The organism is Alicyclobacillus sp. ALC3 (assembly GCF_028751195.1).
Classification (GTDB): domain Bacteria; phylum Bacillota; class Bacilli; order Alicyclobacillales; family Alicyclobacillaceae; genus Alicyclobacillus_L.
On the sequence record NZ_CP066784.1, the window covers coordinates 3,774,030 to 3,792,977 of the forward strand.

The following is an 18,948-nucleotide window of genomic DNA, read 5'->3' on the forward strand; positions in this document are numbered from 1 at the left end:
ACCGCGGATGGAAGGAGGACCCGGCCCATGGACCGACAGTGGCGAGTCTACGCACCCTACCGGAGCCCGTTTGACCCCTGTCCGCCAACCGACCCCAAGGCTTTTATCGTCCCACCGAATCAATACGTAGTGTTTCAACCGAAAGGTCTGCGTCAGTTTGCGCCCCGGGAGGCGCTGAAGCGCGGCACTCTTTGGCCAGACTTGTACAGTCCCTACGACCCACCAAAAGGGGGTGGCCAGTGATGGCCAATCCCTTGCCACGCGAGTACTACCAATACCTCGGGGAACTCCAGTCGGTGGACTTTGTTCTGGTTGAACTGACGCTGTATCTTGACACGCATCCGGATGATGCGCAGGCAATCGCGCAATTTGGGCAGTTTCAACGCCGCAAAATGGCGCTCATGTCTCAAATTGAGAATGCCTACGGTCCACTCCGCGAATACGGCAACAGCCCGGCCGGAAATCACTGGTCATGGGCAGACAGCCCATGGCCTTGGCAAGTGTAAGTGACGAATGAGTAGGGAATACTTTGTCGATTGCACATACGCTCGGTGAATGGGAGGCAGGCGGAAATGGAACCGCCTGCAAGACCCACAATGGAGGTCCGTTGCACACAGCTGCGGTCGTGGCCGGTGTCCCGGACCGCCCCACATCGCGTCCTCTGACTCGCGCGTACCCGGAACTTCCTCGCGAATGATGTACATTTCTTCCTTCCGTTCCTCTGCTGTACGCTAGCACTCGGCATAACCCTCTCAAACCTCCTTAAGGCTGCCCCGACGTGTTATCCTGCCCGCACGACCCAATACCGTGTACATAATGCGTTTTCAGGACGTAAAGGTTTCAAAATAAAGGTGCCGCGCATCGTTAACAACTCGCGTGTTCTGGTGCAGACTCAATATTCTGCAACGGAACAGTGTTTCGTAAGAGTGCGAAATAGCAGTGCGTTCCGCAATGAAACTTCTTCACTATAGGAAATTTCGGCGGTTTTCCGCATCTGGACGAATATTTTGGTTCAATTTGTGCTTGATTACGTAACAATGTTTTGTTATGTTCTTTACAGAGGTGAACACGGATGGACCAGGAACTGATTTCAAAGAAGGAACTGCTGGACCTCACAGGTATCTCCTACGGACAGTTGTACCGTTGGAAGCGCAAAAATTTGATTCCGGAGGAATGGTTCATTCGAAAGTCTTCATTTACTGGGCAGGAGACTTTCTTCCCAAAGGAGCAGATCCTTCCGCGAATCAGGCGCATCTTGAACATGAAAGACGACTTGTCGCTCGACGAAATCGCAGGACAGTTTTCTCCAGTGCCGGAGGTCTCTGTGTCCGTGGACGAGGTGCGTAGAAGGGGACTTGTGCAAGGTACTGTCCTCGATGCGTATTTGCAGTTGCGGCCTGGGACGATGGTCTTCCTATTTGACGGTCTGTTGGCGCTCTATGTGTTCAACAGGTTGCTACTGTCCGGAGACGTGAACCTTCAGGAAGGTGAACTCATCCTGAGAGTGTTGGAAGAGCATTACGACAAGTTCAAAGGCAAGGACTGCGAGTTTGTCATGATTCGAAAGCTAGGCGTCGCAACCACAGCGTTAGTGTCGAGTCCCTGTGATTTGTTCATGGAAAGCGGCGCGAAAGTGGTTGCAAAGCTCAATCTAGCCAATTGTGTCGAAGACTTGCGCTTGCAGGTCGTGACCTGGGAAGGGTGAGGAACGGTGGGGGAACAAAGGGAACGACCCAATCTCGAAATCCATGGAATTGGTACGGCTTCTGGAGGTACCTACAACCTGATTCGTATTCACGGTAAAGCCACCATTGATGGCGACGTGGTGTGCACGCGACTCGATGTACACGGTGTTGTTTCTGTTTCAGGTGATTTAGAGGCCGACCACGTTCACGTACACGGACAGTCCGAAATTGCGGGCCGGCTCATCAGTACAGAAGTGCAACTGAACGGCGGTTTGAACGTGGGTGGTGACTGCAGTGCCGAATCGTTTCGCGGACATGGCGTATTTCAAATCGATGGTTTGCTGAATGCCGAGCACATTGAGGTGAAAATACACGGCCCGAGTCGAGCCAAGGAAATCGGCGGACAGTCGATCGAAATCCGTGGTGAACGACGGTCCCCGCTCGGGCGATGGAAGAAGCTGCGTGTGGACACTGTGGAGGGGGATGACGTTCGTCTGGAATCGACTCAGGCGAGGGTCGTTCGGGGCAATCGAGTGTTTGTGGGCCGAGGATGCGATGTGGAGGGCGTTGAGTACCGGGTCGATTTCCAGTCGACAGAAGGCTCCGCGGTGCACGCTGAACAGAAACTGTAACTGAAGTCTTGTGACTTCAAATGCGGAGGTGCGAGCATGGAGCGACAAATGTCGCGCAGGAGAGATTTGCGGGTGACTGGCAACGGATCAACGTCTGGTGGTACTTACCAAAACGTTCGCCTAGTCGGTGAAGGTAGTGTCGATGGACACCTCGAATGCCAGAAGTTTCGGGCCATTGGGTCGTTTCAGTGCAAAGGAGACGTGCACGCCGAACACCTTCGAGTCGTCGGAACGGTTGATGTAGACGGTACTCTGTACGGGGGCCGTACCAGAGTCACAGGAGAGCTCTCGACGACAGGGGACTGCAACGCAGATGTTCTGGAAGTTCGCGGAACACTCAGGGTCGATGGCCTGGTTAACGCCGACCGGATCGACATTCGCCTGTATGGGCCTGCGCGCTGCACAGACATCGGTGGCACTGTCATTCGCATTCGCCCGAGTTTGACGTTTCGTTCCAGCGACAAGGGACTGTCGGCTGAAACGATTGAAGGAGATGAGGTTCATTTGCAGGATGTCCGAGTCCACGTCGTGCGTGGAAAACGTGTGTGGATCGGGCCGGGCTGTGAGATTGGCAGAGTCGAGTACACTGACGAACTGCATGAAGCAAAGGGCGCGAGCATAACTGAGTCCCGGAGAGTGTAAAAATACCCATAAACTTAAAAAGGAGAGGCGGAAACTCGCAGTGAAGGAACGTGACTCGAGATTTGGACTCATCATCGTGGGACTCTTGCTGGGCATCTTGATGTCCGCTATGGATAACACAATTGTCGCGACCGCCATGGGGACGATTGTGGCCCATCTAGGTGGACTCGACAAGTTCGTCTGGGTGACGTCTGCATATATGGTCACAGAAATGGCTGGAATGCCTATCTTCGGCAAGTTGTCCGACATGTACGGACGCAAGCGTTTTTTTATTTTCGGCATTATTCTGTTCCTCGCAGGGTCCATGCTGTGTGGCACATCGCAGTCGATTACACAATTGATTGTATACCGGGCGATTCAGGGTGTCGGCGGCGGGGCATTGGCGCCAATCGCGTTTACCATTATCTTCGATGTCGCACCGATTGAGAAGCGAGGTACTATGGGCGGCATGTTCGGCGCAGTGTTCGGTCTTGCGAGTATTTTTGGACCTCTTCTGGGTGCGTACATTACAGAGTACATCAATTGGCACTGGGTGTTTTACATCAATGTTCCAATCGGGGTGGCGGCATTCATCCTTGTGGCCTTCTTTTACCATGAATCTGTCGATCACGCTCGCCGCATAATCGACTGGGTAGGTGTCGCAACCTTGGTGCCTGCGATTGCAGCAATGATGGTTGCACTCCAACTCGGTGGAGCTAAGTACGCTTGGGGGTCGGCCCGGATTTTGGGCCTGTTCGCGCTCGCGGCCGCGTTGTTCGCCGCATTTCTGTTCGTGGAAACAAAGGTGCCTGAACCGATCATCTCGTACAGTATGTTCCGCAAACGCCTTTTCGCGTACAGCAGCATCATATCGCTTCTGCAAGGTGCTACGTATATCGTCGCAGTCCTCTACATCCCAATTTTCGTTCAAGGCGTGTTCGGGGGAACGGCGACGAACTCGGGAATGACGTTGCTTCCTATGATGCTCGGCACCGTGATCGCGAGTCAAATTGGAATTGTGTTTGCGCGCAAGGTCACATTTCGCACGATCATGCTGGTCTCTGGGGCCATCTTTGCAGCCGGCATCTTGGCGCTCGGCACGCTTACGCCGGAGTCGACACGTATTTTGGTGACCACGTACATGGTGATTGTCGGGTTTGGCACTGGGGCGTTCTTCTCGGTCCTTGGCGTCTCCTCGATTCAACCATTTTCTGCGGTGCAGCGTGGTACCGCGAGTTCGACAGTCACTTTCCTGCGGTCGCTCGGGATGACGGTCGGCATCACCGTGTTCGGCATCGTGCAGCGCAACATTATGCAACACCACCTCACCGCGGCGTTTACGGGGATTCCAGCCGCACACAGATTCAACGTCACGGACCCACACGCAATTCTATCTCCGACACTGAGGGCGCACATCCCTACCCAGGTCCTCACGAAGATCACGAACGCGTTGTCAATTTCGGTCGTCCATACTTTCCTCTGGGCGCTCGTACCCGCCGTACTCGTACTGGTCTTTGTTAGTTTGATGGGACCAGAACGCATGAGCTTCATGGCGGAGTCCTCAGTTGTCGAGGCCGAAAGTTCGTAATCACGTCTTTCAAACCGGGTGAGTTGGCATAGCAATAGGCTATATTCACATATATATCCGTGAAGCATCTCACGGGGGTGGATGAGGCGTGTGGATTTATGAGAAAAAGCTGCAGTATCCGGTGCGAGTCAGTAAGTGCGACCCTCGTCTGGCGAAGTTTTTGATCGAACAGTACGGTGGCGCAGACGGGGAACTCGCAGCGGCGCTGCGCTATCTGAACCAGCGTTACACCATCCCCGACAAAGTGATTGGCCTCTTGACGGATATTGGCACAGAGGAGTTCGCGCACCTTGAGATGATTGCGACCATGGTCTACAAACTCACAAAAGACGCGTCCGCCGAGCAGATGAAGACTGCCGGACTTGGCGACCACTACGCCAATCACGACAAGGCGCTGTTTTACCACAACGCCGCAGGGATTCCGTGGACAGCGGCCTACATCCAAGCCAAGGGTGACCCGATTGCTGACTTGTACGAGGACATCGCAGCGGAGGAAAAGGCGCGTGCCACGTACCAGTGGCTGATTGACATGACGGACGATGTGGACATCCAGGACAGCCTGAAGTTCCTGCGCGAGCGCGAGATTATCCATGCGCTTCGATTTCGAGAAGCGGTCGAGATGCTGAAGAACTACCAAGAGGAGCAGAAAGTGTTTTAGATTGCGTTTGACGGCCGCCTGTGGTCGCGAGACGGCATTACCTATCCAACTTCATCAATGAGGACAAATGACGGTTCGTCTAGTTGATTGGCGCATGTCTTTACTTGTTTGAGAGAGAGGCGGACCCGGTATCTGTTTTCAGATGCCTCTGTATCCAATGGTCGATGATCGCAATGTCACACCATCCAGGTATGAGATTGCGGATCCTAGAGTATGGAATCGTAACACTAACATAGTGGCCCGGAAGGTGTATTTGGGAGACACCTCAACGGACATTCTCCCCTATGCGGCACAGACCCGAAGACAGGACCTTACTGGACTACCGCCTGCAGACACCTGTGTTGGTGATGTAGATGTGTTTCGCGATGAGACCTTGGATTATGTAGCCAGGCGAGTATGGCGACATGCTATAAAAGTGATAATTACCAGAAAAATGGGAAAAAATGGGTAAAGGTCACAGGGCATTGTTGTGAGCCCGGCTTTTCGATCGAGAAAGAACTGGTGGGTGATGTTGACGACCTAGGAGCTAACTCGAGAAAATTATCGGTCAGGTATGAAAGCGCTTGTTGACATCGCTTTCGCGAGGCTGTATATTACGAAATATATCAAGAACTGTACTTTTCTTTGATAAAAATCGAAACGTTTCTATTCTGCGAAGAGGTGCACTCGATGTCCACGATCAAGGATGTTGCAAAAGCTGCAAATGTATCCTTATCTACCGTGTCACTAGCTTTGAGAAGTGATCCAAAGGTAAAGGAGTCGACGCGGCGTCGTGTGCTAGAAGTTGCCCGTGAGTTGCAATACCGACCGAACGGAATCGCGCGAGACCTCAAAACGAGGAAAACGGATACCATCTGCATCCTGCTACACGACCTCGGCGGTCCATTTTACTCAGAGTTGATTCGTGGCGTTCAGGAAGTCGCCAAAAGTAGCGGATACAACACAATTGCGAGTGGGTCTCTTGGCGGGCGCAACGGGTCGGCAGTGAAGCTGCTCTCTGAAAGAAGGGTTGACGGTGCCATCGTACTCGCTCCAGATGTCGAGGACGAAGTCATTGTCCAAGCGGCTGGCGAGGACTTGCCGATTGTCGTCTTGGACCGAGAATTAACAGGTGATTTTGTATACAGCGTCCGGGTAGACAATGAGCAAGGTGGATATCAAGTAACACGCCATCTACTAGAGATGGGGAATCGACGAATTGTGTTTGTAGGTGGACCTGCTGACTCGTTCGATGCAGAGCTCCGCTATCGCGGCTACGCAAAGGCGATGGGAGAATTTTCGGCGCTTGTATCGAAACGTTTCGATTACAACGGCCAATTTACTGAGCAAGGCGGTTATACGGTTGGGAAGGTCCTGGGTGCACAGCCGGAGTTGCCGGACGCCATTTTCGCGTCGAATGATGAAATGGCGCTTGGCATTCTCCGGGCATTTGAAGAAAAGGGAATCCGGGTACCAGATGATGTTGCGCTGGCGGGATTTGACAATATTCGGATAGCAGAGTATGTTCGCCCGCCACTAACAACAGTGCAGCAGCCAATGTATGAGATGGGTGCAGTAGCTGCGCAACTGTTACTTCAGGCGCTATCAGGAAGTAAGGCACTTGGTTCGGTACGGTTGGCTACTAATCTAGTAGCCCGTCAATCCTCACAACGCCACGTCAGTCAGGGGAATAAAACAAAAGTTTAGATATGAAGGGAGTTTCCCTATTTCATATCGGCCAGACCACCTTCTTTAAGTACGTCAGGCGGTCCGATGCACATTCCTTGATTTAGAGGGGGGTTTTACAGTGAGAGCCAAGAAGTCGTTGATTGCACTGGTGGCTGTAGTAGGAGGGGCAGGTGCTTTACTTACCGGCTGTGGACAGACTTCGAACAACTCAATCACTAATGGTTCGTCCAAGGGAACTCCTTCATCGGTCAATTCCAGTCTCACCATCGGTGTGGACAACGGGTCGCCGACCTTTCAAGACAACTTTAACCCATTTGCACCGGGTAACCGTATTGGCACCTCTTACATCTATGAACCGCTTTTCTTCGTCAATAACATCAACGGGAAGGTGACACCGTGGCTCGGGACTGATTACAAGTGGCAAAATAACACGACTCTGGTCGTTACAGTCCGAAGCGGTGTGAAGTGGAATGACGGAAGGCCGTTCAGTGCCTCTGACGTGGCATTCACCTTTAATTACTTGAAAAAATATCCCGCATTGGATTCGCAGGGGCTGTGGCAGGTTCTTAGCAGTGTAACTGCAAGCGGTAACAAGGTCACCTTCAAGTTCAAGAGTCCAGACGTGCCGGCCTTTTATTCCATTGCCAGCACGGTTATAATCCCGCAACACGTTTGGTCCTCTATTACAGACCCAACAAAGGTCATGAACGCGAATCCGGTAGGCACCGGTCCATACATGGTTGGTAATTTCACCCCAGAGCAATACATACTTAAGAAGAACCCAACCTATTGGCAATCCGACAAGGTAAAGGTGAAAACAATTGTGTTCCCTGTTCTGGGGAACAACCAGACTGCTGCGCTGAAGGTGTCCTCGGGTCAGTGGGATTGGGCAACCTTGTTCTTGCCTAATGTCCAAAACACGTTTGTTAACAAGAACCCGCAGTACAACAAATACTGGTTTCCTGCCGGTGGTGTGGTTTCCTTGGCATTGAATCTTACCGAGGCGCCATTTAATAATGTTCAGTTCCGCCAGGCTTTAGCTTATGCCATTCACAAGCAGCAAATTGTAAAGCAAGCTGAAGACGGATATGTGAATGTCGCAAGCCAGACTGGCCTGATTCTTCCTGGTCAATCGAAATGGCTCGACTCGTCCATCCCGAACCAAGGTGTGTACAATTACAATCTTCAAAAGGCTAAGCAATTGCTCACCCAGGCTGGTTACAAGACAAACAGCAGCGGGCAACTACTCGATAAGTCTGGGAAACCCATCTCCTTTAGTATTGAAGTTCCTAGCGGATGGACGGACTGGATTCAGACAGCACAAATTATCCAATCTAATCTGAAACAGTTGGGGATCAGCGTGACTGTTTCCACTCCCCAATACTCTGCCTATAGCTCAAGTCTGTCAGATGGACAATTTCAAGGCGCATTGTTGGGCTTTGGCGGTCAGGCTAGTCCATATCAGGCTTTCAATTCCCTTGTAAATGGCCAGTCTGCGCTCCCCGTCGGACAGAGCACGAGCCAGAACCAAGAACGCTTCAAAGACCCAAGTGTCGACAAGGTACTGGCCAACTGGCAGCAGTCAACAAGTCAGGCAACACAGCAAACGGATGCCAATCAGGTTCAGCAAGCTGTATACAATCTCGTCCCGGTCATCGCATTGTTTTACGGTGCAACATGGAGCGAGTTCAGCACTAAGGCATTCACTGGGTGGCCAAGTGCGAGCGATCCGTATGCACCACCGGCGCCATATGGGCAGCCTCCGCTGATGATTTTCACGCATCTGAAACCTCGTTCATAGAACACGTGCGAGCCTTCCTGGGCAGTTGGCTCGGGAAGGCATCTGTTAAAAGGAGCACTGCGAATGCGGTATTTCGCTCGCAAGATTGGCTTTCTGGTCTTGACGGTTTGGATCGCGGTCACACTCAACTTCATTATCCCGCGATTGATGCCGGGGAATCCTGCACAAGCCATGATGGCGAAATATGCTCAGGAGGGTCCTGTGAGTCCTGACCAGGAGAAAGCATTGGCATTGATGCTAGGATTGCCAACTGGGTCGCTGTGGAATCAGTACTGGAGGTACTTGGTAAATATCATTCAAGGGAATTTTGGAGTTTCCTACTCCTACTTCCCACAGACAGTCTCATCCGTCATCATGCACGCCTTGCCATGGACACTAGTTTTGGTCGGTATGGTGACCGTTCTGCAATTTGTGGTTGGCACTCTGCTTGGCGTGTATGCAGCGTGGAATCGTGGGAAAAAGTTCGATTCTACGGCTACGGTCTTCCTGTCATTTACGTCGGCGTTCCCATACTTTTGGTTCGCCTTGGCATTGATCTATTTCTTTGGTTTCATTCATCGATGGTTTCCGATTTCCGGAGGATACAGTGGGAATCTCAGGCCTTCTTTGACGGCAGCCTTTTGGGGCAGTGCAATCTATCACAGTGTCCTACCAGCTCTTACGATTTTTGTTACGGGCGTCGGAGGGTCGCTCCTCGGTATGCGCAACAATATGATCAACACGCTTGGTGAAGACTACATTCTCTTAGCTCGAGCCGGAGGTCTGAAGAACCGGACCATCGCCATCCGTTACGCAGCAAGAAATGCGATGCTTCCCATTGTCACGAACTTTGCGATGGCGCTTGGCATGGTTGTTGGAGGCTCCCTCCTCATGGAGACGGTTTTTGCATATCCCGGGATGGGGTATCTGCTTGCTACCGCGGTCAGTAACCAGGACTATCCGCTTCTGCAAACGTTGTTTCTCTTTATCACTATCAGCGTATTGCTCGCCAACTTTGCAGCGGATATTGTGGCTGGTCTCCTCGATCCCCGCGTCCGTAAGGGGGTAACGAGGTGACACAGAGCGTGAAACAGCAAAGACCGATTCAAATCGTGTGGCGAAACAGAAAAGCGCGAATTGGTATCGTGATATTGACAATCTTTGTCCTGATGGCTTTGTTTGGCCCGCTCGTGGCACCGTATTCCATCACGAATATATCATTCGCTCCATCACAAGGTCCGACAGCCGCGCACTGGCTTGGTACAACACAGAGTGGGCAGGATGTCCTGACACAGCTCTTGTTTGGAGCACGTGTGTCGATGTTTGTTGGGTTTGTCTCAGGCGGAATTGTGATTCTTGTTGCACTTCTCGTCGGCTTTGTCGCAGGGTATTTTGGTGGCATCATAGATGACGTATTGTCACTTGTGATGAACATCGTGCTTGTCCTCCCAGGTCTTCCGCTCATGATTTTGATTGCTACTTACATTCCACATCACGGGATTGGAGAAATAATCTTTGTTATGTCACTGACCGGATGGGCGTTTGGCGGCAGAACGCTACGTGCACAGATGCTGACGTTAAGTCGTCAAGATTACGTATTGTCGGCGAGGTTCGCGGGAGAGAATCCGTTCCGGGTTATATTTAGAGAAATCTTGCCAAATATGTTGTCGTATATCATTGCGAATTTCTTCGGTGCTGTCACTGGAGCAGTCCTTGCTGAAGCGGGATTGGAGTTTCTAGGACTCGGAAATCCGAGCATCACGAGTTGGGGAACAATGATTTATTGGGCGCAAAATGGTGATGCCTTGCTCAATGGCCAATGGGCGTGGATTATCGCTCCAGGACTTTGTATCGCACTGCTTGCATCATCATTGACACTTATCAACTTCGGTATCGATACGATTGCCAATCCAAGGTTGCAGGAGAACTGATGAGATGTTGCAGGTAAAAGACCTTTATGTTACATACCGTGCGCGTAGCGGTCCTGGAGTTGCAGCGGTAAGGGGCGTGGACTTCGAGATTCCAGACAACACGTTCGTAGGGCTGGTGGGCGAGTCTGGCTGTGGCAAGTCAACACTCGGATTTGCTATTGCTGTTTTGCTTGATGAACGGCGCAATACTGTAAGCGGGCAGGTCCTGCTTGACGGGGTTGATCTGCATCAGTTGTCCCCCGAACGGCTCCGTACCTTGCGTTGGTCGAAGCTGTCCGTTGTGCTACAGGGAGGCATGAATGCATTCAACCCAGTCCTACGGTTGAAGCACCAGTTCATGGACGTCATGAAAGCTCACGCAAATCTGAGTAAGGCAGAGATGACGGACCGTATCGCACAACTCCTTGTCGCTGTTGAACTGGACCCCTCAGTGATGGAATCCTATCCACATGAACTCTCAGGGGGTATGAAGCAAAGGGCCGCTATTGCACTGGCCCTTGCACTTGAGCCGCGGCTTGTGATTTTAGATGAACCGACAACGGCGCTGGATGTGGTGGTGCAGCGGTCAATTGTCACGATGTTGAGTCAACTTCAACAGCAACTTGGTTTTTCCGTACTGTTTGTGAGTCATGACCTGGGGCTGGTGCTTGAAGTTGCGCACCGCGTCATGGTCATGTACGCCGGACAGATTGTAGAGGATAAACCAGCCGATTTGATTATTGATGAGGCGGAGCATCCTTACACGCGGGCTCTGCTTGGATGCTATGCAAATCCCCACGCGAAAAAAGTCGCTCTGACAGGAATACCAGGATCACCTCCTGATTTGCGGGAGCATTTGCGCGGGTGCCCGTTCGTACCAAGGTGCAAACAGCGGATCGAGATCTGCGAAACAGAGGCACCTCGATTACGTCCACGGGGCGGCGGATCGGTTGCCTGTCACCTTGATGTCCATAAGGAGGTGCCTGCGCGATGAATAAACACAGAGGTACAACTCAAACCGTCGCGACCAAAGACACCACTCGAGCGGTGAGTCGTGAAGGCATCCTTAAGCTGGAGAATGTAAGTAAGGTGTACACTAGTCGCGACAGATCGACGGTCGCGGCAAGTAACGTCAATTTCACAGTTGAGCCCGGCACGATTGTGGCACTGATTGGTGAAAGTGGAAGTGGGAAAAGTACACTTGCAAGACTCATTACAGGGATAGAGCGCCCAACGAGTGGACGGATTACTTTTGGGAAGTGGGACGTCATAGGTCTGAAATCGCGCCAACTTCGCAGATATCGGAAGCACGTACAAATGGTGTTTCAGGACCCTTTCGCAGCATTGAATCCACAAAATACCGTGCTTTACAGCATTGTTCGGCCACTGCGTAAACACCTTGAAATGAGTGAGTCAGATGCGCGACAACGGGCGATGGAGATTATGGAAACCGTTCGACTCACTCCGGTCGAACAGTTTGTAAACAAGAGACCTCATCAGTTGTCCGGTGGGCAGAGACAACGGCTTGTGATTGCCAGGGCCATCGCACCGGAGCCTGACTTAATTGTAGCGGACGAGCCAGTGTCGATGCTCGATGTTTCTATCCGAGCGCACGTGCTTGAGCTGATTAACGAGATCCGCCATACACGCAATATGTCTGTCGTTTATATCACGCATGACATACTCAGTGCTAGGGTGCTTGCGGACCAGGTTGTGGTTCTGTATCGCGGGCACGTCGTGGAACGTGGAGTCTCTGACGAGGTACTCCAGAATCCGCAGCATCCGTACACCCGGCTTTTATTTGCTTCAGTGCCAAACCCGTTTGAACGGTCTCGGAATGGGGGCTCCAAAGGAGACGAGCGCGGTCGAGTAACATCTCATATGATTTCCTTAAGTACCGTGAGCGGGGAGTCGGGGTGCACGTTTGCACCGCGTTGTCCCTATGTGATGGACAAGTGCCTGACATCAGTCCCTGCATTATCTGGAAGTGAGGCACATCAAACCGCGTGTTATTGGAAGGACTAAGACGAAATGGGGGCAGCAAGATTGGTATACTACGAGAACAAACATTTTGTCATCAACGGGAGAAAAACTTTTCTATACGGCGCGGAGTGCCACTACTTTCGGCTGGATCCAGATCAGTGGTCAGATAGACTGCAAAAAATCAAGGATGCCGGTTTCAATCTTGTGAGCACCTATGTCCCGTGGATATGGCATGAGCCAGTCGAAGGACAGATAGATCTAGTAGGTCTCACACATCCGCGGCGCAATCTCCGTGAATTCCTCGATATGTGCAACGAGTATGGCATGTACGCTGTGGTTCGACCAGGTCCTTACGTCATGTCCGAGCTCAAGAACGAAGGTATCCCGCACTGGTTGCTCGACGAGTATCCGGAGATAATTGCACACACACCATCTGGGGAACCGCATCCCACTCGGGTGGTATCCTATCTTCATCCGTTGTACCTAGAGTTTGTTGAGAAGTGGTATCGGGAAGTTTCTAGGATAGTTCAACCGCGGCTCATCACAAACGGTGGACCAATCATCATGTTTCAGCTCGACAACGAGATTGGCATGTTGCACTGGGTAACCAATACCGGCGACAACCATCCCCACACTCTAAAACGTTTTGCAGAGTTTGACCGTAGTAAACAGGAGAAGCGGCCGCTCACGGAGTTGGCAAAGCATTGGGCCTGGGCTGAATTTGCACGACAGGAGGCAGCTGAGTATGTCCGTGTGCTTGCACAACTGGCGCGAAGAAACGGGATCGACGTGCCATTTATAGTTAACGTCCATGGGTTCAAAGACTTTTCTGTATACAGCCGCGGCGTCGACTATCCCATCGGCTTATCGCAGCTTCGGGACGCAGCCAGAGTGGACGATGTGGTCTTGGCGGGTGACTTCTACCCAGGCAAGATTGGCTATGACAACTTTCATGACCTGATATTGAGTTCGGCTCTTACAGACGCACTTGCGCAACCCGAACAGCCTTTGTTTTCCGCGGAATTTCAGTCTGGCCGCCTGTCGGACCGCCCGCGCGTGTCTCCGAGTGATGTAGACTTGATTACAAGGCTGTGTGTGGCGAACGGTATGAACGCGCTTAACTACTACATGTACTGTGGCGGCGACAATGTGGAAGGAATAGGCCTTTTTGGGCGCCGTCACGAGTGGCAAGCACCGATTGCCTCGAATGGAGATCTTCGACCTTCTTACGCAGTTACCAGCTACCTGGGACAACTGCTTCATACCTTTGGTGATACACTCTGTGAAGCGCCGAAATTGGTAGACACCTTCATAGGATTCTATTCTCCGTACTACGCAACAGAGATTGTGAACCGAGAAGATGCGGACGTCAGGCGTGTGATTGGCGATATAGAGAGTGAACGTGAAAACATGCATTTCGACGGGGTATGGCGGCTGTTGTCTGCAGCTAACATTGCGTATGGGGCCGTTGATGTACAAAAGTCAGACATTGATGTTAAGAAATACCCTACACTTTGGATGGCGACGACCAAGTACATGGATTGTGTAACGCAGGGGAAGCTCGTTCGATATATCAGGGATGGTGGCCAGGTCGTGATAGGGCCCCAAGTGCCGCGCTACGACATGAATGAGGAACCTTGTGACATCTTGGCTCAGGCAGTCGGCGCTGTTGAAGTTGGCAGCAAAGGTGGGTATCAGCGTGTCAATATCTGCGGTTTGGAGTCAGTGTTTTGCCGGCATTATACGGTCTTTGATAAGCCTGAGGATGCACAGCTCATAGCATTCAGCGAACAGGGTCAACGCGAAGCACTGGCCTATCGCCGCAAGCTCGGATTGGGCCAAGTGGTTGTTCTCGGTGTTGGCATGTCGTACGAATACCAATATCAATTGGAAGTCATTTCTCGCCTCGCAAAGCTTATTGGCGTTCACGCGCGGCTATCCGTTTCCGATGCGAGTGTTTGTGTTAGTGAACGGGCCGGTAAGAACGGTTCTCTTATCTCGGTGCTGAATGTAGACGATACAGCCCGAAGCACTCATGTATTTCGAAGTAAGACTGATTTGTTTGGCGGGTCATCCGTTTCACTTCGACCTCGATCCGGTAAATTGCTCCCAGTGCAGTTTCACGTCGCAGAAGATGTGACCATTGACTATAGCAATGTGGAATTACTAAGAATCGAGGATGATAGGATCATTAAGATGGACATTTATGTCCCCGCTGGGGAAACGGGAGCTATCGCTCTTACGCTCGGAGAACAAGTATCTTTGGAAGACCCGAGTGTGTCAGCGGTAGAGACACTGAAACATGATAGAAATGCATGTGCAGAGGTCGTGAAGCAGGGTAAGCAGCACGTGGTTCACATACCAGAAAACTCCACGGATGCCCTATGGACCCTTCACATTGTTCGCCAAGAATCCGCAGTTGGTATGGAGGCTGGACAGTGAAACAAGTCCTCGGCGGCATGTGGCACTATGAGCCGCTTGAGCACACTGTGATAAAGGAAACCGAAACGATTCATATTTTTGAAGGTCTTCCGCCCACTGGTACGATGGAACTGCCACGTAGCTGGCAGCTCGCCGGCGTTGAGGATTTTAACGGCGTGGTACGTTTTTCACGTTCTTTTAGAGCTGATTTGCCGCCCGGGGAACGGATTTTTCTCCGGTTTGCAGGGGTGGATTACAGTGCGAATGTTCGACTAAACGGAGTTCATCTAGGTACCCATGAAGGCTATTTTCAGGCCTTTGAGTTCGAGGTGACGGACGTCATTGGTCCTGAGAATGAGCTGGAAGTCAAGGTTAGCTGTCCACGCGAAGACGAAAACAGCCTGTGGCCAAACAAAAAGATACTGGTGAAGGGCGTCTTTAACCACCACGATGCAAGACCTGGAGGCTGGCATCCACAGACCGGTCAGAGTAAGGCCACCGGCGGGATCTGGGGGGCCATTACTCTGGAATCGAGACCTGTGAGTTTCATCAAGTCAGTGAAAGTTCAGACGGTATTGCTCGAAGAAGATGAGGCGCTCGTGGAAGCTCAGGTGATGATAGATTCAAGCTCTCGTGTCACAGTGCAGCTATCGTGTGAGATTGCGGGAGAGTCCCACGACGAGATGGTCAGCATTAACGTCGGCATAACCAGTCACAGCCTAGTCATTCGGGTACGAAACCCCCAGCTGTGGTGGACATGGGACCTGGGCACACCTAATCTGTATGATGTAAGAGTCAGCATACATCCCTTGTATGGTCACGAAGCCAGTTATTCAGGTGAATTGGTGCTGAACAGAGGAAATACTCAAGCGTTAAACAAAGGTAAAAATGGTTCGGTATGTACTCATGAGGTCGTAGTCCAAGTTGGTCTACGTTCAGTCCACTATGACAAAGCGACGGGAACATGGTTTTTGAATGGCCAGCGAATCTTTCTCCGGGGAACAAATGTCATTCCAACACAGTGGTTGTCCGACTACACGGACGGAGTTATCGCGCGGGATATGGAACTCCTCCGAGTTGCGCACATTAACGCGGTCCGCGTCCACGCGCATGTCAATCGCAAGGAATTCTATGAAGCTTGCGACAGTGCCGGCATTTTCGTCTGGCAAGACTTCCCCCTGCAGTGGAGCTACCTCGAGCGCAACGATGTACTTAGCAGCGCTGTATCGCAAATACGTGATATGGTGGAACAACTGTACAACCATCCATCGATTTTCACATGGTGCTGCCATAACGAACCGAGTAGCAACGCCCAATCCATGGATGCGCTGCTCGTACAAGTTGTCCGTGGGCTAGACAGCACTCGTCACGTGCATCAGCAGTCCGACTTTAAGGAGCACCCGTATTGGGGGTGGTACCTCGACGACTACACGGTCTTTCGCGACGCACCTATGGGTCCGTTAGTTACCGAATTTGGTGCACAGGCGTTTCCCAATCGGAGAGTCATGGATAGCATTACGACAGACATCTCTGACTGGGCCCGTCTCTCGTATCACAACTTCCAGTGGGACGAGACGGTTAACATAGCGGGAATTAAACTGGATGGAACCATGGATGAAGTCATTGCAGCGTCACAGTCCTACCAAGCGGAACTACTAAAGTTTGTTGTGGAAAATTACCGTCGCCATCGATACAAGAGGGTCGGTGCACTGTTCCAATTCATGTTTATGGACTGCTGGCCATCCATCACATGGTCTGTGGTGGATGTGAACCGCGAACCAAAACAGGGTTACGAAGCGCTACGCGCGGCCTATCAGCCAGTGCTCCCGATACTGGTGATACCACGAAAACGGTGGCTCCCTGGGCGGACGTTGTCGATTCAGATGTGGATTGTAAACGATCTACCTCAGCAATTTGTGAACGTACATATCACGGCCAAGCTCACCTTCATCCGTTCCCGACAAACGGAAGAGAGCAGTGACAAGGTTGAAAATGTTACTTCCACTGTCATCGACGTTTTGGGGTTAGATGCTCTAGCTGTGAACATTCCACAAGACGCGTGTATGGAGATGGAACCGGTGAAATACCAGATTCCGTCCAGTGTACTGCCTGGAGAATATCGGCTGGGCGTTGTCTTACACCAGGAATTTGGCGGTGAGCTTTCGACAAACAGTTATATAATTGTCATTTCTGAACCCGCACCGAACTTTTACGATGGACCGACGGAAGCACTGAACGGATAAAAATTGGCGCAAGTGAGCGTGTCTAAAAGCTGCGTATTTGGAGTGGAAGACCGTTCGTTCCTTTTCCTCATACCATCGACCACACGAAGTAATTTTGACTGAATCTTTTTCAGACGAAATGTTAAGCTGAAGACGGGATTTCTTTGTCTATATTTTCACGGCACAGGATGGTTTCACCATGGACCCTTCGTGGATGGAGCAGCGCTCTTTGACGGGTAGCTTGATATTCAACTTCTTTCCCCTCGGTTGTGAACACTGCCGAGGATGAAGAGGTTTGGAATACCTTGGTTCGAACCGGGCACTATCTTGGCTATCTGTTCCGGGACATGCCGATAGCGGCGATTAGTTTCAATCGCGCTTCATTTCATGTGGGGGTGCAGGACGAGGAGGTTGGTCTGATGAAGATAGATTGATATCAATTGTATGGTGTGCGGCCGTATGTCGTTGAGACCTTCGTTGACGTGGGCCGATACCAATGAACCTGATACAAAGCCGCTAATTGGCGGTATGTAGGGGAAACGCGTGGTTTTCAAAAGTCGGAAAGGCATTTGTATATCACGGCTACCGCAAGGGTGTGGTTGTCTATCCGCTAGACCGTAGGATCTTCAAATTGGTGTCCCTATTTTCGTCACGACGGTCGAACCCGAATCTCTCGAGTGTGAGGTCATGGGACATGATGCCGTAGCCAGCCGGACTGGAGTCCAGAGCTGTTTACTGAGGTGGCATTGGACGAGCAGTCCGTTTTAGCTGGCGGTACGCCTCGAACAGTATCTGTGCTTACATACCCTGCTACACCCATGTTGCATAGCGGGGAAATTTTGAAATGTACATCAAGGGTATAATTAGCGACTTGAAACGTAACAGCGTTGAGCCGATTACGCTGCTCTACCAACCAAAACTTGCAGTTCCAATTGATTGGATGCGATGGCGCGTTCGATAGCTACCTTGAGGTTTGTAAAATTATTCTGAAATATTTTTTTGGAAACCACATGGAATATTTACCATATGGCAACACTGCGCTGGCGAATTGAGCAAATCTTTAAGTAATGTAAAAAACTTCTGAGTATGGATCATTTCGAAACGAGATCATACATAGGTTGGCATCGACACATGCTCCTGGTTATGGTGGCACACTTGTTCGTACTTGAGGTCAGGCAGCGATTTGTAGAAAAAGATACTGGGGAGGATACGGGCATTCTGACAACATCACAATTACGGATTTTGATAATCGCGGACATAACAGGAGTCCCAAGAGAATCCAGACGGCCTTGAGAATGTTGCGTACTACCAGCGCGCAAATGCAAAGACATACAAGTCTCACCGCAAAAGGCGTCTCAGAGATGCGGTTTGTTGTGTTATAACATAAACGGGAGTTCGTTCGTGCGGAGAATCACTACTAGGATTAACACAGGCAAAGAGTAGTGCCCAAACCGGTGTAGGGAAAATCCTAACACCAAACTCCTTTGTGTAACAGCGCGGGGGCCTTCTATTGTCTTTGTGGTCTATCAAACACATATAAATTCGACATTGATATCTACTGTTGCGAAACGTGTAGAGACGTGTCATAGTTTTATTGCATAGAATATAACAATGGGCAAACCCGTCGAAAGGCGGGGACGCAAAGCCACGGGTCTAAGGGATTCGTCCTATGACCGCCGAGTTGCGACATGAAATCTTGTCTCCGAATGGCAGCCCGAAATTTGGCCTGCCATTTTTTATTCTTCATTGCGGGTGATCACTGAGACTCCATTAAAATTAG

At 51.1% G+C, this 18,948-nt stretch carries 15 protein-coding genes, 1 pseudogene and 1 riboswitch; all 16 genes and pseudogenes read left to right on the forward strand.

What is annotated here, in order from left to right; genetic code table 11:
* Window positions 1-27: 27 nt before the first annotated feature.
* The 16 genes and pseudogenes from JC200_RS17380 to JC200_RS17455 all read left to right on the forward strand — a co-directional run bounded on the left by JC200_RS17380 (window position 28) and on the right by JC200_RS17455 (window position 17,189).
* The gene (locus tag JC200_RS17380; RefSeq protein WP_274432958.1) at window positions 28-243 is read left to right on the forward strand and encodes a spore coat associated protein CotJA; all 216 of its coding nucleotides are present in this window, start codon (window positions 28-30) and stop codon (window positions 241-243) included.
* A complete protein-coding gene (locus JC200_RS17385; protein ID WP_274432959.1) occupies window positions 243-506 on the forward strand; it encodes a spore coat protein CotJB in 264 nt (87 codons plus the stop codon). The genes JC200_RS17380 and JC200_RS17385 overlap by 1 nt, the downstream gene beginning before the upstream one ends.
* A 566-nt stretch (window positions 507-1,072) precedes the next feature.
* Complete coding sequence (locus tag JC200_RS17390) at window positions 1,073-1,705, forward strand: YhbD family protein (protein ID WP_274432960.1); 633 nt, start codon at window positions 1,073-1,075, stop codon at window positions 1,703-1,705.
* Window positions 1,706-1,711: 6 nt separating this feature from the next.
* Window positions 1,712-2,317, forward strand: coding sequence for a polymer-forming cytoskeletal protein (locus JC200_RS17395; RefSeq protein WP_274432961.1), 606 nt, complete (start codon window positions 1,712-1,714; stop codon window positions 2,315-2,317).
* 36 nt (window positions 2,318-2,353) lie between these two features.
* Window positions 2,354-2,959, forward strand: coding sequence for a bactofilin (locus JC200_RS17400; RefSeq protein ID WP_274432962.1), 606 nt, complete (start codon window positions 2,354-2,356; stop codon window positions 2,957-2,959).
* A 40-nt stretch (window positions 2,960-2,999) separates the two neighbouring features.
* On the forward strand, window positions 3,000-4,526 hold the full coding sequence (locus tag JC200_RS17405) for an MDR family MFS transporter (protein WP_274432963.1): 1,527 nt from the start codon (window positions 3,000-3,002) through the stop codon (window positions 4,524-4,526).
* 88 nt (window positions 4,527-4,614) lie between these two features.
* On the forward strand, window positions 4,615-5,184 hold the full coding sequence (locus JC200_RS17410; protein WP_274432964.1) for a manganese catalase family protein: 570 nt from the start codon (window positions 4,615-4,617) through the stop codon (window positions 5,182-5,184).
* Window positions 5,185-5,311: 127 nt separating this feature from the next.
* A pseudogene (locus tag JC200_RS17415) lies at window positions 5,312-5,635 on the forward strand (alpha/beta hydrolase fold domain-containing protein); the annotation flags it as partial.
* 218 nt (window positions 5,636-5,853) lie between these two features.
* On the forward strand, window positions 5,854-6,870 hold the full coding sequence (locus JC200_RS17420; protein ID WP_274432965.1) for a LacI family DNA-binding transcriptional regulator: 1,017 nt from the start codon (window positions 5,854-5,856) through the stop codon (window positions 6,868-6,870).
* 100 nt (window positions 6,871-6,970) lie between these two features.
* Window positions 6,971-8,653, forward strand: coding sequence for an ABC transporter substrate-binding protein (locus tag JC200_RS17425; RefSeq protein ID WP_274432966.1), 1,683 nt, complete (start codon window positions 6,971-6,973; stop codon window positions 8,651-8,653).
* Window positions 8,654-8,716: 63 nt separating this feature from the next.
* Entirely contained in the window at window positions 8,717-9,709 is a 993-nt protein-coding gene (locus tag JC200_RS17430) for an ABC transporter permease (RefSeq protein ID WP_274432967.1), read from the forward strand.
* A gap of 8 nt (window positions 9,710-9,717) precedes the next feature.
* Window positions 9,718-10,563, forward strand: a complete 846-nt coding sequence (locus JC200_RS17435; protein ID WP_274432968.1) for an ABC transporter permease — start codon at window positions 9,718-9,720, stop codon at window positions 10,561-10,563.
* A gap of 4 nt (window positions 10,564-10,567) precedes the next feature.
* Window positions 10,568-11,536: an ABC transporter ATP-binding protein gene (locus JC200_RS17440; RefSeq protein WP_274432969.1), complete on the forward strand. Its 969-nt coding sequence runs from the start codon at window positions 10,568-10,570 to the stop codon at window positions 11,534-11,536.
* Window positions 11,533-12,567, forward strand: a complete 1,035-nt coding sequence (locus JC200_RS17445; protein WP_274432970.1) for an ABC transporter ATP-binding protein — start codon at window positions 11,533-11,535, stop codon at window positions 12,565-12,567. Before JC200_RS17440 ends, JC200_RS17445 begins: the two co-directional genes overlap by 4 nt.
* Window positions 12,568-12,573: 6 nt before the next feature.
* Complete coding sequence (locus JC200_RS17450) at window positions 12,574-14,967, forward strand: beta-galactosidase (RefSeq protein WP_274432971.1); 2,394 nt, start codon at window positions 12,574-12,576, stop codon at window positions 14,965-14,967.
* The gene (locus tag JC200_RS17455; protein WP_274432972.1) at window positions 14,964-17,189 is read left to right on the forward strand and encodes a glycoside hydrolase family 2 protein; all 2,226 of its coding nucleotides are present in this window, start codon (window positions 14,964-14,966) and stop codon (window positions 17,187-17,189) included. The genes JC200_RS17450 and JC200_RS17455 overlap by 4 nt, the downstream gene beginning before the upstream one ends.
* Before the next feature lie 1,583 nt (window positions 17,190-18,772).
* Window positions 18,773-18,857: riboswitch (cyclic di-GMP riboswitch) on the forward strand.
* The last annotated feature ends 91 nt before the right edge of the window (window positions 18,858-18,948 follow it).

Excerpts from the sequence above, each read along its gene's own strand:
- JC200_RS17380 (WP_274432958.1), top strand. The coding sequence starts at position 28 with ATGGACCGACAGTGGCGAGTCTACGCACCCTACCGGAGCCCGTTTGAC.
- JC200_RS17385 (WP_274432959.1), top strand. The coding sequence starts at position 243 with ATGGCCAATCCCTTGCCACGCGAGTACTACCAATACCTCGGGGAACTC.
- JC200_RS17390 (WP_274432960.1), top strand. The coding sequence starts at position 1,073 with ATGGACCAGGAACTGATTTCAAAGAAGGAACTGCTGGACCTCACAGGT.
- JC200_RS17400 (WP_274432962.1), top strand. The coding sequence starts at position 2,354 with ATGGAGCGACAAATGTCGCGCAGGAGAGATTTGCGGGTGACTGGCAAC.
- JC200_RS17420 (WP_274432965.1), top strand. The coding sequence starts at position 5,854 with ATGTCCACGATCAAGGATGTTGCAAAAGCTGCAAATGTATCCTTATCT.
- JC200_RS17430 (WP_274432967.1), top strand. The coding sequence starts at position 8,717 with ATGCGGTATTTCGCTCGCAAGATTGGCTTTCTGGTCTTGACGGTTTGG.
- JC200_RS17440 (WP_274432969.1), top strand. The coding sequence starts at position 10,568 with ATGTTGCAGGTAAAAGACCTTTATGTTACATACCGTGCGCGTAGCGGT.
- JC200_RS17445 (WP_274432970.1), top strand. The coding sequence starts at position 11,533 with ATGAATAAACACAGAGGTACAACTCAAACCGTCGCGACCAAAGACACC.
- JC200_RS17450 (WP_274432971.1), top strand. The coding sequence starts at position 12,574 with ATGGGGGCAGCAAGATTGGTATACTACGAGAACAAACATTTTGTCATC.